At 69.2% G+C, this 19,836-nt stretch carries 15 protein-coding genes; 10 read left to right on the top strand and 5 right to left on the bottom strand.

What is annotated here, in order from left to right:
• Window positions 1–12: 12 nt before the first annotated feature.
• Entirely contained in the window at window positions 13–1,173 is a 1,161-nt protein-coding gene (locus ACQEU1_RS00160) for a hypothetical protein (protein ID WP_433194841.1), read from the top strand.
• Here ACQEU1_RS00160 and ACQEU1_RS00155 read toward each other — a convergent pair.
• Genes ACQEU1_RS00155 through ACQEU1_RS00145 form a run of 3 tightly spaced genes read right to left on the bottom strand, consistent with a single transcriptional unit; the run spans window position 1,081 to window position 5,050 of the window.
• Complete coding sequence (locus ACQEU1_RS00155; protein WP_433194839.1) at window positions 1,081–3,390, bottom strand: hypothetical protein; 2,310 nt, start codon at window positions 3,388–3,390, stop codon at window positions 1,081–1,083. The genes ACQEU1_RS00160 and ACQEU1_RS00155 overlap by 93 nt on opposite strands.
• Window positions 3,387–4,331 (bottom strand): hypothetical protein, encoded by a 945-nt coding sequence (locus tag ACQEU1_RS00150; RefSeq protein ID WP_433194837.1) that lies wholly within the window; start codon window positions 4,329–4,331, stop codon window positions 3,387–3,389. Before ACQEU1_RS00150 ends, ACQEU1_RS00155 begins: the two co-directional genes overlap by 4 nt.
• Complete coding sequence (locus ACQEU1_RS00145; protein WP_433194835.1) at window positions 4,328–5,050, bottom strand: hypothetical protein; 723 nt, start codon at window positions 5,048–5,050, stop codon at window positions 4,328–4,330. Before ACQEU1_RS00145 ends, ACQEU1_RS00150 begins: the two co-directional genes overlap by 4 nt.
• A 357-nt stretch (window positions 5,051–5,407) precedes the next feature.
• Here ACQEU1_RS00145 and ACQEU1_RS00140 point away from each other — a divergent pair, with 357 nt between their 5' ends.
• Window positions 5,408–6,370, top strand: coding sequence for an alpha/beta hydrolase (locus ACQEU1_RS00140; protein ID WP_433194833.1), 963 nt, complete (start codon window positions 5,408–5,410; stop codon window positions 6,368–6,370).
• Here ACQEU1_RS00140 and ACQEU1_RS00135 read toward each other — a convergent pair.
• Window positions 6,354–8,351, bottom strand: a complete 1,998-nt coding sequence (locus tag ACQEU1_RS00135) for a cellulase family glycosylhydrolase (RefSeq protein ID WP_433194831.1) — start codon at window positions 8,349–8,351, stop codon at window positions 6,354–6,356. The genes ACQEU1_RS00140 and ACQEU1_RS00135 overlap by 17 nt on opposite strands.
• A gap of 194 nt (window positions 8,352–8,545) precedes the next feature.
• Here ACQEU1_RS00135 and ACQEU1_RS00130 point away from each other — a divergent pair, with 194 nt between their 5' ends.
• From ACQEU1_RS00130 to ACQEU1_RS00100, 7 genes are all read left to right on the top strand, one after another.
• Complete coding sequence (locus ACQEU1_RS00130; protein ID WP_433194829.1) at window positions 8,546–11,167, top strand: glycoside hydrolase family 9 protein; 2,622 nt, start codon at window positions 8,546–8,548, stop codon at window positions 11,165–11,167.
• A gap of 87 nt (window positions 11,168–11,254) precedes the next feature.
• Entirely contained in the window at window positions 11,255–12,271 is a 1,017-nt protein-coding gene (locus ACQEU1_RS00125) for a LacI family DNA-binding transcriptional regulator (RefSeq protein ID WP_433194827.1), read from the top strand.
• 786 nt (window positions 12,272–13,057) lie between these two features.
• Window positions 13,058–14,338, top strand: coding sequence for an ABC transporter substrate-binding protein (locus tag ACQEU1_RS00120; RefSeq protein ID WP_433194825.1), 1,281 nt, complete (start codon window positions 13,058–13,060; stop codon window positions 14,336–14,338).
• Window positions 14,338–15,297 (top strand): carbohydrate ABC transporter permease, encoded by a 960-nt coding sequence (locus ACQEU1_RS00115; RefSeq protein WP_433194823.1) that lies wholly within the window; start codon window positions 14,338–14,340, stop codon window positions 15,295–15,297. The genes ACQEU1_RS00120 and ACQEU1_RS00115 overlap by 1 nt, the downstream gene beginning before the upstream one ends.
• Window positions 15,294–16,109 (top strand): carbohydrate ABC transporter permease, encoded by an 816-nt coding sequence (locus ACQEU1_RS00110; protein WP_433194821.1) that lies wholly within the window; start codon window positions 15,294–15,296, stop codon window positions 16,107–16,109. The genes ACQEU1_RS00115 and ACQEU1_RS00110 overlap by 4 nt, the downstream gene beginning before the upstream one ends.
• A 2-nt stretch (window positions 16,110–16,111) precedes the next feature.
• Window positions 16,112–17,488 carry a GH1 family beta-glucosidase gene (locus ACQEU1_RS00105; protein WP_433194819.1) on the top strand — a complete coding sequence of 459 codons (1,377 nt, stop codon included), beginning with the start codon at window positions 16,112–16,114 and terminating at the stop codon, window positions 17,486–17,488.
• Complete coding sequence (locus tag ACQEU1_RS00100; RefSeq protein WP_433194817.1) at window positions 17,485–18,507, top strand: LacI family DNA-binding transcriptional regulator; 1,023 nt, start codon at window positions 17,485–17,487, stop codon at window positions 18,505–18,507. The genes ACQEU1_RS00105 and ACQEU1_RS00100 overlap by 4 nt, the downstream gene beginning before the upstream one ends.
• 23 nt (window positions 18,508–18,530) lie before the next feature.
• Here ACQEU1_RS00100 and ACQEU1_RS00095 read toward each other — a convergent pair whose 3' ends face one another.
• Window positions 18,531–19,088, bottom strand: coding sequence for an NAD(P)H-dependent oxidoreductase (locus ACQEU1_RS00095; RefSeq protein WP_433194815.1), 558 nt, complete (start codon window positions 19,086–19,088; stop codon window positions 18,531–18,533).
• 86 nt (window positions 19,089–19,174) lie between these two features.
• On the opposite strand from ACQEU1_RS00095, the gene ACQEU1_RS00090 reads away from it, so the two are divergent.
• Window positions 19,175–19,774: a TetR/AcrR family transcriptional regulator gene (locus tag ACQEU1_RS00090; protein WP_433194813.1), complete on the top strand. Its 600-nt coding sequence runs from the start codon at window positions 19,175–19,177 to the stop codon at window positions 19,772–19,774.
• Window positions 19,775–19,836: the final 62 nt, after the last annotated feature.

Raw genomic sequence — 19,836 nt, 5'->3', positions numbered from 1 at the left:
GAGGGGGCCTGGATGACCGCGTTGTGGCGCACTCTCGCGCTCCTCTCCTCGGTCGGCGCCGGCTACGCGCTCTCCCTCGTGGCCGATGTGGACGGTGCCGAGTCCACGGCGTACTACCGGTACTTCGTCACGGCGCTGCTCGGGTTCGGGCTCTACGCGAGCACCCGCGGCATCGACATCGCGGAGTTCCGCGACCAGCTCGGCACCGTGCTGCTGGCCGTGACGCTCGGGGTGCTCGCCAAGTCCGTGATGATCGCGGGCGTGGTGTACCTGGCGTTCGGCGAGCCCTGGCTGATGGTGCTCGGCATCGCGGTCGCCCAGATCGACCCGCTGTCGGTGGCGGCGATGCGGTCGAAGTCGAAGATGTCCCCGTCCGCCAAGGCGTTGCTGAGCGCGTGGGCGTCGTTCGACGACCCGATCACCGTCCTGCTCACCGTGTACTTCACCGCTCTCGCGCTGCACGCGAGCAACGGTGCCGTGGTGATGTCCGCGGGTCTGGCGGCGTTCCTGTGGAACCTGCTGTGGAACCTCGTGCTCGCCGGGGCGGCTTTCCTGGTGTGGCACGGCTTTCTGAAGGTGCGCGCCCGGCTCGCGGCGAAGTGGCACACGGTCGCGAACGTGGTGATGGGCGTCGTGGTGCTCGCGGTGGCGTTCTTCGCGGTGGTGATGGGGCTGCTGCTCGCGATCGCGCTGATCGGACTCTTCTTCCGGCCACCGCTGGGCCGGTTCGTCGACGCCGCCACGCAGGTCGCCCTGTACACCGGCTGCGCGGCCATGGGACTGGTGCTGGTCTTGGAGGTCCGGTGGCTGCTCATCGGCCTCGTGCTCGGAACCGCCGCATACCTCTCTCAGATCGTGACGGCGTTCGCGCTGACCACGCCGCGTCGTTGGCGCGGAGACCGGGTCCGGCTCGCACTCGGCCAGCAGAACGGCCTCACCGCGATCATCCTGGCGTTGTTGCTGGAACCCGACTTCCCCGGCGCCATCGCGGTGATCGCGGTGGCGATCGTCGTGGTGAACGTGCTCAACGCCGTCTGCAACGGGCTGTGGGACCACTTCCGGCCACCCGCGTGGGAGACGTCAGGTTCCGCTGCCGAGCAACGACCGCATCGCCGCGCGCCGGACACGAGGGCTGAGATTGTCCAGCGCGGCACTCAGTCTGGCTCGCCGTGACGTCTTGCCCAGGTCCGCGAGCGTGCCACCGCGAGCCGTCCAGGGCACCAGTTGCACCAGGGGGTCGAACTTGAACGACGGCAGGTACTCGGTGACGTCGTCGTAGGACTGGCAGATCTGGTCGAGAGTGTTCTCCGCGGTCAATGAGAGCGCTCCCCTCGACCTTGCGACCTCGTCGGACCTCAGCCACTCCGCCACCCGATCGCGGAACGACGTCACCGCCACCGTCAGGTGAGCGGCGATCCCCACAGCCTCGAAGTAGGCGGGCGAGGACCGCAGCCTGCGCTGCACGGCGTCGAGAACGTTGCGCTGCTCGGGGTCGAAGGCGTCCCGCAGCATGAGGTCGATCTGGGTCAGCTCCTCCAGCACGGCGATCGCGTCGAGGAACAGGACGTCCACTTCGGACGGAACCGGCTCGCCCTCGCTCTCGGTGCGCAGGCGCTGCTGCTCCTGGACGATCGAGCCGAGCTGGTGCTGCAGGGTGGAGAACTGGCGGTCCGACGACAGGCGCAGGCCGTCCACGTGGCCGGCGAGCTGTTCCAGGAACTCGTAGATGCTCGACTGCTGGCGGGCGACCTGGTCGATGCGGTGGTTCACCGCGCCGACGGGATCGTCGCCGGCCTCGGCGGGGACCTGGCGGGTCACCGCCGCGACGAGTGCGCGGAAGTCCTCGGTGAAGCCGCGCTCGGTGTAGGCGAGTGGTTCCGTGCCGAGCCCCGTCCGCAGGTCGTCGGCGAAGCCCTCCTCGACGACGCCGTTCACGACGAGCACGACCTCGGTGCCCCCGTTCGCGTCACGCACCGCGGCCACCCGGCGCAGGACGGCGGCGAGGTCGGTGGCGGTGAGCACGGACTCGGTGAACAGCACGGCGCAGCCGCCGTCGCTGTCGACGGAGCTCACCCAGAAGTCCGCCCGCGAGTCGGGATCGGCCGAGAGGTGGTAGCCGTGCTGGTACGGCCATCCGTTGGCGACGAGGACCTGCCGCGCGAGCGAGACGATCTCGTCGGAGCTGAGCGCGCCGAGCTGGTTGCGCGCGACCTCGTGGACCAGGTCGACGGTGACGTAGGCGTACTCGCGTTCGCGCACCAGGTGGTAGAGCCCGTGGCACATCCGGATCACCTTGCGCGCGTAGCCGCTGGTCAGCGCCACGATGTACCGGACGGTCTCGGGTGTGAACGGTGCCAGCCGCCGCACGCGCAGCTCCGCCTCCTGGACCTCCTCGATGAAGGTCGTCACCTGGGCGGTGCTCATCCCCGCGGTCTTGATGAGGTAGGTGATGCGCTGTTTGACGCTGTCGTCGATCAGCTCCAGGAAGTCGGGATGACCGCACAGGACGAGGAACGCGCCCGCGTTGGTGAAGATCTCCAGCATGCGCTGGAACGCGCGCAGCACGGGCCCGTTGTCAGGGCGGTCGGCCCAGAGGATCTTGTCGAACTCGTCGATCACCAGCAGGAACCGGCGTTCCTCGCCGCCGAACAGGAGCGCGAAGACCCCCATCGCCTCCAGCACGTCCACGTCGCTCGCGATGGGCCTGGTGATGTCGCGCTCGACGAGGATCGGGTCGGGCTCTGGTTTCGCCCCGGTGAGCCAGCTCCACACGGCGCGGTCGAAACCGGGGCGCAGCAGCAGGGTCAGCGCGATGCCGAAGCTCTCGTTCTCCGTGACGTCGAGCAGTTTCTGCCGCACCCGGCGCAGCAGCGCGCTCTCCATGAGGTGCAGCTGCTCCACCACCTTGTGCGGTTCGACCTTCCGGTCGCGCAGCAGGTCGGCCGCGCGGTGCGCGAGCCCCGTGTCCTGCAGTTCCTCCGCGACGACGTCCGCGTAGAAGTCGCTGACGCGTTTGCGCACGCGGTCGAGGTCGAGTCCGTTCGTGAACCGCTGGTAGGACTCGAAGAGGTCGACCCCGGTGGCCTCGATGTGCATGGCCCGCAGCGGGTCGTCCACCGTGGTCGCCACATGCCTGAGCAGATGTCGCGCGAGGTGCGTCTTGCCGGTGCCGTACTCGCCGATGATGGCGAGCACGCTGCCGGGCGGGCGGTTGTCCACCCGAGATGCCGGGGCCTCGAGGTAGGTGTCCAGATAGGACGTCGCCTGGCGCACGGCGTCGGTCTGCACCGTGACGTCGGCCGGGGCTTCCTCGCCGAAACCGCCCAGCCTGGCCACCGCCATGGGCGAGAACGGGTTGCGGTTGGACGAGTCGGCAGGCTGTCCGCTCATGACGTCCCCGATTCGTAGTGCACGACATTGTGGGAGTCGGCCGCATCGAAGTCCTCGATGGTCACCATCTCCTCGTTCTCGTACCTGAGCTCCCGCAGCCGCCGGAATTCATAGGTACTGTGCAGACTTCGTTGCAGCTGCGCCACCGACCGGACCTTCTCACCAGCGGCACTGGAGGTTTTTTCAGTCATTCGTGGGAAACGGCCGCGGCCGTCGCTCTGGTTCAACCGAGCCGATACGTAACGCCCCGCGTCGCCGTCGGCCAGAGTTCCGAGACGGAGCGTGACCGGCATGGTGAAACCGCCCACCGAAGCGAGGATGGACGCCTCGTCCTTCTTGTCGATCCATTGCGACTCGAACAGGAACAGAACCCGTGGGCTCAGCAGCCCGGCGTAGGTGACGACCTCCCGCACCAGTTCCACCGAGGGCAACAGGAGGACGAGCGCGCGGCCGGGGAGCAACCAGCGGCCGAGGTTCGGGTAGACGCGCCCCGGTTCGGTGCGGCTCTCCTTGAACTCCGCCAGCCCTTCCGCGGAGAGCAGGGGCGTTCCCTCGTACAGCACGCGGTCGTAGAACTTGTCGCAGGTCCTGGCGAGGCGGGTGGGCACGTCGAGACCCTCGTTGCGGCCGACGGCGGACGTCACGTCGATCACCGCCGTGGTCAGCCCGTGGCGGGCCTCGAGGGTGCGTGCCGCCCAGGCGGCGCAGCGGTTGACCGTCGCGGACTTCCCGAATCCCCTGTCCCCCGTCACGAGGGCAAGTCGCCCGTTCCTGACCAGCGACGCAAGACTCCCCATCTCCGCCTGGAACCTCGCGTACTGCGCGACGCTGTCGTCCACCTGCACGTAGAGGTCTTCGTGGTGGGGATGTTCGTACGGGCACAGCGGCTGCATCGGGGAGTCGAGCTCCGGCAGCATGAAGGGGTTGATCGGATCCGTCATCGCGCGCGCCACCACTTCTGCAACGGCGACGTCAGCACCGCCGAGACGGCGAGCAGGTCCTTGCGCAGCTCGGGCAGGGCCGCGACGCATCCCTTGCGCTCGGCCCTGGTCTGTTCGGTGTTGTCGTCCCACCCTGCGGCCATGTCACGCCCGAACCGCCCGGTGGTCAGCTGGGCGATGAGCAGGTCCGGTTTCTTCCACCGGCGCCGCTCCGCGCCCACGACCGCGAGCTGGTGCTCGAGCCTGCTCCGCTTCGCGACGAACTCGGCGTCCGGCCGGGCCGGCCGCCAGTCGTGCAGGTAGGACGACGCCTCCTCGTGGAACTCCTTCACCGCGAGCCGCAGGGCGTCAGCGAGCACCCGGCCGCGGTTGACCCGGTCCCACCACGCGGCGGCGGCGAAGGCGAGCATCGCTCCCACCGCGCCGGTGAGGAACGGCAGCGCGACCGTGAACCAGTCCGGCTGAGGTGTCTTCTGGGCGCCGTAAAGGGCCTCGCAGGCGCGGTTGAAGTCGGCGGCCTTGTTCTTGCGCCAGCCGGCCAGGTCCGCCTCCGGCCGCAACTCCAGCACCTGGGCGGTCTCCTGCAGCGCGGCGCGCTGGGCGGCGGCCAGGCAGAAAGCCACTTCCGCGTCATCGGGGGCGGCCACGGCGGCACCGGGAACGCCCACGGCGAATACGCACAACAGCAGTATCAGCCACGCGGTGCGCAAACCCCGCATACCGCTCCCCTTGATCCGCCGAAAAACCAACTCTACCCACGCGAGAGTCGCATGTCAGGAAATCCTCGTTACTGGCGCACCCCGAATGGCTCAACGCGGAACCGCTTCTCCCGCACCACAACGAGCTATCACGACCGCGTCCCTCACCAAAGCGTCACAATGCAGCAGTCAGTTGCTTCTTTCGAGCGCTTCGATTCCTTTTCCGATGGAATTTCTCTCGCTTCAGGAATCGGCCAGGAGTCGGGAGTGGACGGTGAGGTCGCACGACCGCGACCCGCCAGGTGGCTGGCCGGGTGGCGGAATCGCCCGCCACGTGTCGGCTGTCCGCGCCGCCGCCCCGCGTCGAGGATTGAGGGCATGAGCTACAACGTCGATCCCGAACTGCTGCCTTGGCTCGACATGCTGCCGAAGGTGGCCCTGCCCGACTACGAGGCGCTGCAGGCCGCGCGCAGCGAGCAGTCGCAGCTCGCCGACATGATGCCCGCCTACGAGCCGAGGAACCCCGTCGACATCAGGGACGTCGCGGTGCCCGGTCCGTCCGGCTCGCCCGACGTGCCGGTGCGGATCTACAGCCCGGCGAACCGCCAGGGCCTGGTGCCCGGGCTGGTCTACGTCCACGGCGGCGGGTTCGTCCTCGGCGACCTCGACACGTTCCACGCGCACGTCCTGCGCATCGCCGACGAGCTGGGCATCGTCATCGTGTCGGTGGACTACCGGCTCGCGCCCGAGCACCCCTTCCCCGCGCCGGTCGAGGACTGCTACGCGGCGTTGAAGTGGACCGCCGAGAAGGCGGACAAGCTCGGCATCGACGCTGCGCGGCTCGGCATCGGTGGTGAGAGCGCGGGTGGCGGGCTGACCGCCGGCACGGTGCTGATGGCTCGGGACCGCGGCGGTCCCGAGCTGTGCTTCCAGTTCCTCGGCATCCCCGAGCTCGACGACCGGCTCGGCACCCAGTCGATGACGGACTACGTCGACACGCCGATCTGGAACCACCCCAACGCGATCTACAGCTGGACCGCCTACCTCGGCGGCGAGCCGGGCGGGGACGACGTCTCGCCGTACGCCGCCCCTGCCCGCGCGACCGATCTGAGCGGCCTGCCGCCGACGTTCGTGTCGACGTGCCAGTTCGACCCGTTGCGCGACGAGGGCGTCGAGTACGCGCGCCGTCTCTCGCACGCCGGTGTGCCGACCGAGCTGCGCCTCTACCCCGGCACGTTCCACGGCTCGTCGCTGGTGGCGAGCGCGGCGATCTCGGTGCGGATGTTCGACGACGAGGTCGAGGCGTTGCGGCGCGGCCTGAAGGTCACGGAGTCCCCGTGACCGCGGTGCCCGACCTGGTGACGTCGTAGGTGACGGTGGCACCGCTCCAGTAGTGGAACGTCAGCGTCACCCGCGCGTTGTCGGTGACCTCGGCGAAGAACTCCGGAGTCAGCATCGTGGTGCCCGCCGCGTAGTTTGGAGCGAAAGCCCGGTCGAACTCCTTGAAGGACGTCCAGTTGTGCGGCCCTGCGTTCGACCCGTCGGCGTACTTCGCCTCCATCGTGGCGAGCAGGTCGCCGCGGAAGTTCGTCGGGATCGAGAACGCCGCGGTGGTGCCGGTCGACGCGGACAGCACGGGCGTGTCGTGGGTGACGAGGTTGACCCGCCACGGCACGCCGGCCGAGAAGTGGGCGCTCAGCACGGCGTTCGTGCCGTAGTTGCGCGCTCCGCTCAGCCTGGTCATCGCCGCGGCGGTCAGGGTGAGCTGGTCGCCGGAGACGGTGTAGTCGGTGCCGCGCACCAGGTCCGTCGTGCCCTGGCGCAGGCCGGTGAACGTGGTTCCGTTGGGGTTCAACGTGATCGTCTTGGCGGTGACGGCGCTCGACCTCGCGCTGAACACCTGGTCGGTCGACGCGGTGCCGGAGCGGGTGGTCCAGCTCGCCTTGAGCTGCGCGGCGAGTTCCGCATCGCTCCACTGGAAGGACGTGCGGCCGAGGTGCTGGCCGTTGTCCCAGAGCATCGTCGTGATCTTCTTGGACCTCGCGTAGTAGCCGAGGTGCTCGAAGAACTTCAGCTTCTCGCCCTGCTCGATCGTCCCGGTGTGCCGGTCGAACCCGAGCAGGCCGTACTCGCCGAGGATCACCGGCACACCGCGCGCGACAAAGGTGGTGTGCACGCGGTCGAACGAGTCGGTCAGGTCCTTCTGGGCGGTCGCGTCGTAGCGGGTGCCGCCGGCGACGTTCACGCTGAACGGCCAGTACCCGTAGTAGTGCACGGTGGCGGCCACGTTCGGGTCGCCGAACCCGCTGATCGACGTCGACAGCTCGTCGAGCCTCGCCTGGTCCGACGAGGTGTGCAGGGTCGGCAGGACGAGCAGCCTCGTCGCGTTGGTGCCACCCGATCCGCGGACGATCGTGCGGAACGACGCGTTCAGCTCGTGCAGCAGCTGGGCGTTCTGGGCGTCGCCCGAGCTGCCGGTGAACTGCGGTTCGTTGACGCTCTCGAACACCAGCTGCTTCGGGGAGTCCTTGAAGGCCGTGGCGAGCTGGGTCCAGATGGCGTTGTACCGAGCGAGGACGCCGGTCCGGTCGGCCGGCATGGCCGAGATCCACTGCCACGAGTCGTGGTGGATGTTGATCATCACCTGGAAGCCGTCCGCGAGCGCCCAGCCCACCACCTCCTTGACCCTGGCCAGGTAGGCGGCGTCGATGGTGTGCGCCGCGTTCTGGTGCTGGCCCCAGGTGACGGGGATGCGGATGCTCTTGAAACCCTGCGCCTTCACGTTGTCCAGCAGGGCCTCTGTGACGCGCGGGTTGCCCCAGGACGTCTCGTCGCTGCCCGTGGAGTCGAGGGTGTTGCCGAGGTTCCAGCCCGGTTGCATGGCCGCGACCTGGGCCATCGCGTCGCCCGGTGGCGGGGTGCCGGGGTCGCCGGTGCACGCGACGCCGTTGAGCGAGAACGCCTGAGGAGCCGTGTTCGCGCCCGACCAGCTGCCGTTGAAGCCGAAGGACGCCTTCGCATTCGGCTCGATCACGGCGTTGTACCCGGCGTTCACGGCGGTGACGTCGGCTCCCGATGACGTGACGGTGGCGTTCCAGGCCTGGGTCACCCGCTGGCCCGACGGCCAGGACCAGGTGAGCCGCCAGCCGTCGACGCGGTCGCCGAGGTTCGTGACCGTGACGTTCGCGGTGAACCCGCCCTGCCACTGGCTGGGCACCGCGTAGTCGACCCGGCAGCCGGCCGCGGCACTCGCGCCCGTCACCAGACCGGCGGTCACGACGGCGAGAACCGTTGCCAGCACGGCGAAACGCCCTCCGGGCACAGCGCACCTCCCCTGTCCTGGGAACGTTCCCAGGTGGCCGCACTGTAACCATCCGCACCCCGCCGAGGAAGTCGCGCCGTCGATTCGACGTCGAATGCGAAGTCGTTCTGCCACAACGCTTTCGTGACCGTTACAGTTCGCCTTCTGGGAGCGCTCCCAGCCCACCTTCCGGAGGCCGCCGCATGTTCAGAGCTGTGACAGCCGTCCTCGTCGCGGTGCTCGCGAGCGCCGGTCCGCTGGTGTCACCGGCGGCCGCCGCGCCCGCGTTCAACTACGGCGAGGCGCTGCAGAAGTCCGTTTGGTTCTACGACGCCCAGCACTCCGGGGTGCTGCCCGCGACCAACCGCGTCGGCTGGCGCGGTGACTCGGCCGTGCGCGACGGCTCCGACGTCGGCCTCGACCTCTCCGGCGGGTTCTACGACGCCGGGGACCACGTGAAGTTCGGGCTGCCGTTCGCGTTCAGCGTGTCGATGCTCGCCTGGGGAGCCGTGGAGAACCGGGCCGCGTACGCGAGCTCCGGCCAGCTCCCACACCTGCTGGCGAACCTGCGGCACGGCACCGACTGGATCATCAAGGCGCACCCGTCGCCGAACGTCGTCTACGGGCAGGTCGGCGCGGGCAACCCCGACCACGCCTGGTGGGGCTCGCCCGAGGTGATGCCGATGGCGCGTCCGTCGTACAAAGTGGACAGTTCGTGCCCCGGCTCCGACCTCGCGGGCGAGTACGCGGCGGCGATGGCGTCGGCCTCGATGGTCTTCAAGGACACCGATCCCACCTACGCGGCGACCCTGGTCACGCACGCCAAGCAGCTCTACGCGTTCGCGGACACCTACCGCGGCAAGTACAGCTCGTGCATCACCGACGCCGCGAACTTCTACAACTCGTGGAGCGGCTACCAGGACGAGCTGGTGTGGGGTGCGATCTGGCTGCACCGCGCCACCGGTGACGCGGCGTACCTGACGAAGGCGAAGACCGAGTACGTGAAGCTCGGCACCGAACCGCAGAGCTCCGAACGTTCCTACAAGTGGACCATCGCCTGGGACGACAAGTCGTACGGTGCCTACGTCCTGATGGCAAAGCTGACCGGCGAGCAGACCTACGTCACCGACGCCAACCGCTGGCTGGACTTCTGGACCACGGGCTACAACGGCAACCGCGTCCGCTACTCCCCCGGCGGCCAGGCGGTGCTGGACAGCTGGGGATCGCTCCGCTACGCGGCCAACACCGCGTTCGCCGCATTGACCTACTCCGACTGGCTGTCCACACGCGACAGTTCTCGGGCGAGGACCTACCACGACTTCGGCGTCCGCCAGATCAACTACGCCCTGGGCGACAACCCGCGCGGCGCGAGCTACGTCGTCGGCTTCGGCACGAACCCGCCGCGCAACCCCCACCACCGAGGCGCGCACGGCTCGTGGGCCGACAGCATCCAGGAGCCGGCGACCAGCCGTCACGTGCTCTACGGCGCCCTGGTCGGCGGCCCCAGCACCAACAACGACGCCTACACCGACAGCCGCTCCGACTACGTGATGAACGAGGTGGCCCTCGACTACAACGCGGGCTTCACCGGTGCGCTGGCCCGGCTCTACGGCGAGTACGGCGGCACCCCGCTCACGTCGTTCCCCGTAGCCGAGACCCCGGACGGCCCGGAGCTCACCGTCGAGGCGTCGGTGAACCAGAGCGCCGCCCAGTTCACCGAGGTCAAGGCCTTCGTGCTGAACAGGAGCGCGTGGCCGGCGCGGACGTTCAACGGCACCCTGCGCTACTACTTCACCCTCGACGGCGCCACGACTCCGCAGCAGATCGCGGTGACGACGAACTACAACCAGTGCGGCACGGCCAGTGGTCCCCAGCAGCTCCGCGGCTCGATCTACTACGTCGAGATCCCGTGCACCGGCGTGGCGCCGGCCGGCCAGTCCGCGTACCGCAAGGAGGTCCAGTTCCGCATCACCAGCAGCGGCACCTGGGATCCCGCCAACGACTGGTCCTACACGGGTCTCGGCACGGGCAACGCCGTCCTGCGCACCGACCGCGTCGTCCTGCGGCAGAACGGCGTCGTCTGGGGCACCGAACCCACCGGCGGCACCGAGGACTCCCAGGCCCCGTCCGTCCCCAGTGGACTGACCGCGACCGACGTCCGCTCCTCCAGCGCGGCGCTGAACTGGACGGCGTCGACGGACAACGTGGGCGTCACCGGCTACGACGTGCTCAGCTCCGGCACCGTCTTGGCTTCCTCCACCACCGCGGGCCTGCTACTCACCGGCCTGACCCCGGACACCCCGTACACCCTCGCGGTCCGCGCCCGTGACGCCGCGGGCAACGTGTCCGCTTCCAGCGCGTCTGTCACGGTTCGCACACTTCCGGGTGCTACCAGCGCTTTGTCCGTGCAGCACAAGGGTTCCGGCGCGGCCACGTCGAGCCAGATCGGTGCCACCCTCCAGCTGACCAACCGCGGCACCACACCCCTGAACCTGACCACCACCTCGCTGCGCTACTGGTTCACCGGCGACAACGCTCCCGGCTACCAGGCGTGGTGCGACTGGGCCCAGCCGGGTTGCGCGAACGTCCGGACCCGCGTGGTCGCCGTCTCCCCTGCCCGCCCCGGCGCCGACGCGTACCTGGAGGTCACCTTCACCTCGGGCGCGCTCGCCGCCGGAGCGAGCACCGGCGAGATCCAGCTCAGGGTCGCGAAGTCCGATTGGTCCACTTTCGACCAGTCCAACGACCACAGCTACCGAACCAGCAACAGCCTCAACGACTTCGACCGCGTGACCGCCCACACCGCCGGCACCCTCGCGTGGGGCGTCGAACCCTAGACCTCGGGGCGGGATGTTCTGCGCGGCACAGGCGTCCCGCCCCGTTCCCACTCATGAACGCGCTCTCACGGCCCTACGATGGAGGTCATGACGGAGACGCACCGACGCCCCGGCCCGCGCATCGAGGAGGTGGCGCGGCTCGCCGGCGTGTCCAAGTCGACGGTCTCCAGAGTGGTGAACGGCGAGCAGTACGTGAGCGCCAAGGCCAAAGCCGCCGTGGCCGCGGCCATCACGCACCTCCGCTACAGCCCCAACCAGGCGGCCCGCTCCCTCGCGGGCAGCAAGGCGAACGCCGTGGCCCTGATCGTCTCCGAACAGGGCAGCAGAGTCCTGAGCGACCCGTTCTTCTCCGGCGTCCTCCGAGGCGTCCACGCCGAACTGAGCGGCCGCCACATCCAACTCCTCCTCATGCTCAGCCGCCCGGAGGACCACGACGACCTCATGGCCTACCTGGCGGGCGGCCACGTGGACGGCGCCCTCCTGGTCAGCCTCCACGGCGAGGACCCCCTCCCGAGCCGCCTGCAGCAGATCGGCCTGCCGGTGGTGGCAGGCGGCCGCCCCCTGAGCACCGGCACGGTCCCGTACGTCGACTCGGACAACTTCACCGGCGGCCTGGACGCGGTCCGCCACCTCGTCTCCCTGGGCCGCACCAAGATCGCGACAGTCGCGGGCCCCAGGGACATGGCGGTGGGCCAGGACCGCCTGAGCGGCTGGCGCAGGGGCCTGAGCGAGGCCCGCCTGCCCGCCAACCTGGTGGCGGAGGCCGACTTCACCCCGGAGAGCGGCGCCAGGGCCATGTCCGCACTACTGGACCGCACCCCGGACATCGACGCGGTCTTCGCCGCCGCCGACATCATCGCGCTGGGCGCCCTCCAGGTGCTCCAGGCGAGAGGCCGCCGAGTCCCGGAGGACGTGGCCGTCGTGGGCTTCGACGACTCCCTGCTGGCCGCCACCGCCACCCCACCTCTGACCACCGTCCGCCAGGACGTGGAACAGCTGGGCCGCACGATGACCTGGCGCCTGCTGGGCGAACTGGCGGGCGACGCGGGCCTCCCGCCGTCGCTCCTCCTCCCGACCTCGCTGGTACGACGGGCAAGCGCCTGACTCGGCCGCCGGGCAGGGCGGAGGTGTGGCGGCTCAAGGCCGAGGCGTGCGGCCCAAGGCGGAGCCGTGGCGTCTCAAAGGCGAAGGTGCCGCGACTGAACGCGGAGCCCGGCGTGGCAAGGCAGGCTCGCGCGGGGGTCCCCTTCGATGTTGGCTCCCCCGCGACCCAACGTACCTGGGGGGTCTGACAGTCCGGCTGGGCGAGACGGGATGAGGCAAGACGGGTCAAGGATGGCTTTAGGGCCTGGCGAAGCCGAAGGCGAGGCGCCCTTCCCTCTCACCGCCGCAAAACCGGTGTGGTGACCTGCCCACCCAACCCAGCCACGCACCCGAAGAGATTGGGGCTTGACTTTGGGTGCGAGGTGCTACCACTTGTGGCTCGGCCGGGCGTTCTTCCCGGCCTTTTCCGGTCCGACAAGCACCTCGCAAGGGCCCCGAAGTCAAGCCCCAATCTCTATCGCCGCGCCAGCGGCGATGACAAAAACACGCCCGTCAGGACCCGCGCGACCACCCGCTCAAAGCGACCAACCCGAGCAACCCCGGCCAGAAGCACTGCGTACCCACCCCACCACGCACTGTTAACCAACCGGCAACATTTCCGGGAACGCTCCCAGGTTTCAAAACCGTGACCTAGCCATCAAACCCCGAGGTCACCCACCCCGCACCACCCAAAACCCAAGCCCATACCCCGAAGTGTGTCTTGACACACATCCGAAGCCGAGACGAAACTCCCCCACGTCTGGGAGCGCTCCCAGAACCCGCCGCCGAGACCAGAGGAGTTCTCCCGTGCGACACCGTTGGATCAGCGCGCTGATCTGTGCCGCCACCACAGCCGCCGTCACCACAGCGTGCGGATCAGGCGGGGCGAGCCAGACCGCGGACGGAAAGACCGAGCTGACGATCGCCACGTTCAACGAGTTCGGGTACGAGGAGCTGTTCAAGGAGTACGAGGCAGCCCACCCGGACATCAAGATCACGCAGCGCAAGACCGGCCAGGGCCAGCCGCACCACCAGAACCTCTTCACCAAGCTCGGCGCGGGCTCCGGTCTCGCGGACATCGAGGGCGTCGAAGAGGGTTACCTCAGCCAGTTCATGTCGAAGGCCGGGCAGTTCAACGATCTCAAGGAGATCGGCCCGAAGGTCGAGGACGACCGCTGGCTGCAGTGGAAGACGCAGGCGATCACCACCAAGGACGGCAAGCTCATGGGCTACGGGACCGACATCGGTCCGCTGGCCATGTGCTACCGCAAGGACCTGTTCGACAAGGCCGGTCTGCCGTCCGACCCCGAGGGCGTCAAGGCGCTCTTCACGAGCTGGGACGCGTACTTCGCGGCCGGTGACCAGTTCATCGCCAAGGTGCCCGGTGTCGCGTGGTTCGACAGCGCCGCGCAGGTCTACAACGCCATGCACAACCAGCTCGAGACCGGCTACTACGACAAGTCGGACAAGCTGGTCGTCGACTCCAACGCCGCGATCAAGGCCAACTGGAACACCGTGACCGCGGCTGTCGCGAAGGGACAGTCGGCGCGGCTCGGCGCGTTCAGCAACGAGTGGAACACGGGCTTCAAGCTCGGCAAGTTCGCCACCAAGACGTGCCCGTCGTGGATGCTCGGCGTGGTCGAGTCGCAGGCGGGGCCCGAGAACAAGGGGCTGTGGGCGGTCACCGACGCGTTCCCGAACGGCGGCGGCAACTGGGGCGGTTCGTACCTGACGGTGCCGAAGCAGAGCAAGAACCCGCAGAAGGCCGCGGAGCTCGCCGCCTGGCTGACCGCGCCGGAGCAGCAGATCAAGGCGTTCAAGGCGAAGGGCACGTTCCCCAGCCAGGTGAAGGCGCTCGACGCTCCTGAGCTGCTGGACCAGACCAACGCCTACTTCGGTGACGTCAAGGCCGGCGCGCTGTTCGCCACGCAGGCCAAGAAGATCAAGGCCGCGCAGTACAAGGGCCCGGCCGACGGCCAGATCCAGGAGACGGTCTTCAGCCCGGCGCTGCAGTCGGTCGAGCAGGGCAAGAACGCCGACGAGGCCTGGAAGACCGCCGTCGAAGGTGCTCAGAAGGCGGCCAAGTAGTGACGGCCACGCTTTCCAAGGTTGACCGCGGGCGAGCCCAGGAGGCTCACCCGCGGCCTCCGCGGCGCTACCGGCTCGCCAACGCCGACGCCAAGTTCTCGCCGTACCTGTTCGTCGCACCGTTCTTCGTGCTGTTCGGGGCCATCGGCCTGTTCCCGTTGCTGTACACGGCTTACGTCTCCCTGTTCGACTGGGAGGTCGGCGCCGACGACCCGGCGTTCATCGGGCTGGAGAACTACCGGACGCTGTTCGAGGACGACCAGTTCTGGAACGCGCTCTTCAACACCTTCAGCATCTTCGTGCTGTCGAGCGCCCCGCAGATCGTCGTCGCGGTCGTGATCGCCGCGCTGCTGAACGCCAACCTGCGCGCCCGCACGGCGTGGCGGATGGGCGTGCTGCTCCCCTACGTGGCGAGCCTCGTGGCGCTGACGATCATCTTCGGCAACCTGTTCGGCCCGCAGTACGGCCTGGTGAACAGCGTGCTCTCCGGCATCGGCTTCGACCCGATCGACTGGCAGGCCAGCACGTTCGGCAGCCACGTCGCCATCGCGTCGATGGTCAACTGGCGCTGGACGGGCTACAACGCGCTGATCATCCTCGCCGCGATGCAGGCCATCCCGCGCGACGTCTACGAGGCCGCGCTCGTGGACGGAGCGAGCGCGCTCAGGAGGTTCTTCAGCATCACGCTCCCGATGCTGAAGCCGACGCTGATCTTCGTGATCGTCACGTCGACCATCGGCGGGCTCCAGATCTTCACCGAGCCCAAGCTGTTCGAACCCTCCGGCGGCAGCGGCGGCGGCACGGAGCACCAGTACCAGACCGTCGTGCTCTACCTCTACCAGTCGGCGTTCCAGGGTCTCGACCTCGGCTACGCCTCCGCCATCGCCTGGGTGCTGTTCCTGGTCGTCATCGCCGTGGCGGGCCTCAACTTCTTCCTCACCAGGAGGGCCGTCAAATGATGCGACGACCGTCCTTCGCGATCTACGGCTTCCTCGCCGCGTTCGTGCTGGGCTCCGCCTTCCCGTTCTACTGGTCGTTCCTCGTGGCGAGCCGCGACAACGCGGTGCTGACCGGCGACTTCACGCTCGTCCCCGGCGGCAACTTCTTCGCCAACGCGACCAGGGTGTTCGACACCGTCCCGTTCTGGAAGGCGCTGGGCAACAGCTTCATCGTGTCCGGCACGGTGACGTTCTCGGTGGTGCTGCTCTCGACGCTCGCCGGGTTCGCGTTCGCCAAGCTGAAGTTCCGCGGCAGGGGCGTGCTGTTCCTGTTCGTGGTGGCGACGCTGGCGGTGCCGACCCAGCTCGGCATCATCCCGCTGTACATGGCGATGGCCGAGTTCGGCTGGGCCGGTGAGCTCGAGGCCGTGATCGTGCCGAACCTCGTCACCGCGTTCGGCGTGTTCTGGATGCGGCAGTACCTGCTCGACGCCATCCCCGACGAACTGGTCGAGGCGGCGCGGATGGACGGCTGCAGCCTGTGGCGCGCGTTCTGGCACGTGGCCCTGCCCGCCGCCCGGCCGGCCGCCGCGATGCTGGGCGTGTTCACGTTCATGCAGTCCTGGAACGACTTCCTGTGGCCGTTGGTGGTGCTCAACGCCGACAACCCGACGCTGCAGGTCGCGCTGGAAAAGCTCCAGAGCGGTTACTACGTCGACTACTCGCTCGTCCTCGCCGGAACCACGCTCGCGACGGTTCCGGTGCTCATCGTGTTCCTGGTTCTCGGGCGGCAGATCGTCGCCGGTGTCATGCAGGGCGCCGTCAAGGGGTGAAAATGGAGAACATTGTTTTCCCGCAGGGTTTTCTGTGGGGAGCCGCGACCGCCGCGTTCCAGGTGGAAGGGGCGACCGCGGTGGACGGTCGCACCGACTCCATCTGGGACGAGTTCTGCCGGCAGCCCGGCAAGGTGGTGGGCGGCGACTGCGGAGAACCCGCCGCCGACCACTACCGGCGCTTCGAGCAGGACGTCGCCATGATGGCGGACCTCGGCCTGAAGGCGTACCGCTTCTCGATCGCCTGGCCGCGCGTGCGGCCGGACGGCGGCAAGGTCAACGACGCTGGCCTCGACTTCTACAAGAGGCTCATCGACTCGTTGCTGGCGCACGACATCGCGCCGTGGCCGACGCTCTACCACTGGGACCTGCCGCAGAAGCTGGAGGAGGCGGGCGGCTGGGCGAACCGCGACACCGCGTTCCGCTTCGCCGACTACGCGGCCGCCACCGTCGAGGCGCTCGGTGACCGGGTCTCCACCTGGACGACGATGAACGAACCGTGGTGCTCGGCCTTCCTCGGCTACGCCGGGGGAATCCACGCGCCGGGCCGCACGGAGCCGGAGGCCGCCGTCGCCGCCGTGCACCACCTGCTGCTCGCGCACGGGCTCGCGACCGACACGATCCGCGCCGCCCAGCCGGACGCCAAGGTCGGCATCACGCTGAACATGTACCCGATCATCCCCGTGGACCCCTCGAACCCCGCCGACATCGATGTCGCGCGCCGGCTCGACGGACTCCAGCAGCGGATCTTCCTGGACCCGTTGCTGCGCGGGGAGTACCCGGCCGACATCGTGGAGGACCTGGAGCCGTTCGGGTTCGGCGCCAACGTGCTCAGCGGCGACCTCGACGTGATCTCCGCGCCGATCGACATGCTCGGCGTCAACTACTACACCGAGCACTACGTCAGCTCGACCCCCGACGGCGACGCCGGGCCGTCGCCGTGGGTCGGGGTCCAGCACGCGTCGTTCCCGCCCCGCGACGCCCCCATCACCGACATGGGCTGGGAGGTCAGGCCGGACGGGCTCACCACCGTGCTGCTCCGGGTGCACAACGACTACCCGAAGCTTCCGCTCTACATCACGGAGAACGGCGCCGCGTTCCGCGACGACTTCTCCGGCACCGGCGCCATCGACGACGTCGACCGCACCGGCTACATCGCCTCCCACCTCCGCGCCGCCTACGCGGCGATCGAGGCGGGCGTCGACCTGCGCGGCTACTTCTGCTGGTCGCTGCTGGACAACTTCGAGTGGGCAGAGGGGTACGCGAAGCGGTTCGGCATCGTCCACGTCGACTACGACACCCAGATCCGCACGCCGAAGATGAGTGCGAGGTGGTACAGCAGGGTGGCCAGGGACAACGCGCTGGTCGCCGTCTCATGACGGAGGGCAGGAGTCGGCGCCCCGGCCCGCGCATCGAAGAGGTCGCGCGCGTCGCCGGGGTGTCGAAGTCCACCGTCTCCCGGGTGATCAACGGGGAGAAGTACGTGAGCGAGCGGTCGCGCCAGGCGGTGCACCGCGCGATCGCCCTGCTCGGGTACTCCCCCAACCACGCCGCGCGCACCCTCGCGGGCAGCAAGGCCAACGCGATCGCGCTGGTGATCTCCGAGCTCGGCAGCAGGGTGCTCGCCGACCCGTTCTTCGCCGGGGTCCTGCGCGGGGTGCACGCCGAACTGGCGGGGCACCACGTGCAGCTCCTCGTGATGATGAACCAGCCGCTCGACGGTGAGGACCAGATCGCCTACCTCACCGGCGGGCACGTCGACGGCGCCCTCGTCGTGAGCCTGCACGGCGAGGACCCGTTGCCGAGGACGTTGCACGAGACGGGGCTGCCCATCGTGGTGGGCGGCCGTCCGCTCGCGGGCGGCTCCGTCCCGTTCGTCGACGCGGACAACTTCACCGGCGCGCTGGAAGCCGTCCGGTACCTGATCTCCCTGGGGCGCCAGAAGATCGCCACGATCGCCGGGCCGCACGACATGGCGGTCGGCATGGACCGGCTGAGCGGCTGGCGCTGCGGGCTCGCCGAGCACGGCATGCCCGTCGACCTCGTGGCGCACAGCGGCGACTTCACGCCCGAGAGCGGCGCGCTGGCGATGCTCCAGCTGCTGCGCCGCGCCCCCGACCTCGACGCGGTGTTCGTGGCCGCGGACATCATGGCGCTCGGAGCGTTGCGGGTGCTGCAGGAACGCGGCTACCGCGTACCCGCCGACGTGGCCGTCGTGGGGTTCGACGACTCCGTGCTCGCCTCCACCGCCGTGCCGCCGCTCACGACCGTGCGGCAGGACGTGGAGGGCTTCGGCCGGACGCTGACCTGGCGGCTGCTCGCCGAGCTCGCCGGCGAGGAGAAGCTGCCGCAGTCCGTGCTGCTGCCGACTTCCCTGGTTCGCCGGGCGAGCGCTTAGGGCAAGGATTCCTGGCCGGAAGGTCAGACCGTGGCGGCCGCTCGGGCTGCCAGTCCCTCGATGACACCGGACAGCTTCTCGGTGACCTCGGGGTCGTCGACCGGGTGCAGCTCGGCGAAGCGCACGACCGACTCGGGGATCGACAGGGTCAGGTCCTCTGCGGGCACGCCACCGGCGATCCGGACGGCCTTGCGGGCCTCGTCCTGCGCCCACACGCCGCCGTACTGGCCGTAGGCGGTGCCGACGACGGCGACCGGCTTGCCGGACAGCGCGCCCGCGCCGTAGGGGCGCGAGAGCCAGTCGATGGCGTTCTTCAGCACGGCGGGGATGGTGCCGTTGTACTCGGGCGACACGAGCAGCAGCGCGTCGGCGTCCGCGGCGGCCTCGCGCAGCTTCGTGGCGGCGGCCGGAACGGTGCCCTCGGCGTCGATGTCCTCGTTGTAGAACGGGATGGTGCCCAGGTCCTCGAACAACCCGATCTCGACGTGGTCCGGGGAGATCTGCACCGCGGCCTCGGCGAGCCTGCGGTTGTGCGAACCCGACCGGAGGCTGCCGACGAGGGTGAGAATGCGGACGGCCATGACGTGACTCCCAGATGCAGACTGTGGTGGAACGACTACAGCCTAAACGGGACGCGGCCCGTTTATCTTCCGGCTAGGCTGCTCAGGTGATCGAGAGCACACCTCTCCCCCTCGCGGGTCCCGACGGGCGACTGCGCGCCGACGCGGTGCGCAACCGCGCGTTGTTGCTGGAAGCCGCGGCCAGGATCGCGGCGGACCGCGGCGCCGCGGCGATCACGATGGAGTCGGTGGCCGCAGAGGCCGGCGTCGGCAAGGGCACGGTGTCGCGGCGCTTCGGCGACCGCAACGGGCTGCTGCGGGCGTTGCTCGACCACGCCGAGATCCAGTTCCAGCAGGCGTTCCTGAGCGGGCCGCCGCCGCTCGGCCCCGGAGCGGACGCGGCGTCGAGGCTCAGGGCGTTCGGCCCGGCCCTGCTGCGCCACGAGCACGCTCACCTCGACCTCTACCTGGCGGCCGAACCACCGCCCGACCGCCGGTACGCCGTCCCCGCCGACCAGCTGCGGCACCGGCACGTCGCCATGCTGGTGCGCGAGGTCCTCCCGGACGCGGACGCCGACCTGCTCGCCCACACGCTGCTGTCGTCGGTGGACGTCGTGCTGGCCGACCACCTCGTCCGCTCGCACGGCATGTCGCTGGAGCGGATCGAGGCCGGGTGGCACGACCTCGCCGACCGCCTCCTCACCTGATCCCCCGGTTCGCTTCGAGTCGAATCGCCCGTCGAATTCGACCGGTGACGACTCAGGGCTTG

Source organism: Lentzea sp. CA-135723, from assembly GCF_050936595.1.
Lineage (GTDB): Bacteria > Actinomycetota > Actinomycetes > Mycobacteriales > Pseudonocardiaceae > Lentzea.
The sequence above is the reverse complement of the archived record's forward strand: the minus strand, read 5'-3'. Positions and strand labels throughout refer to the sequence as shown.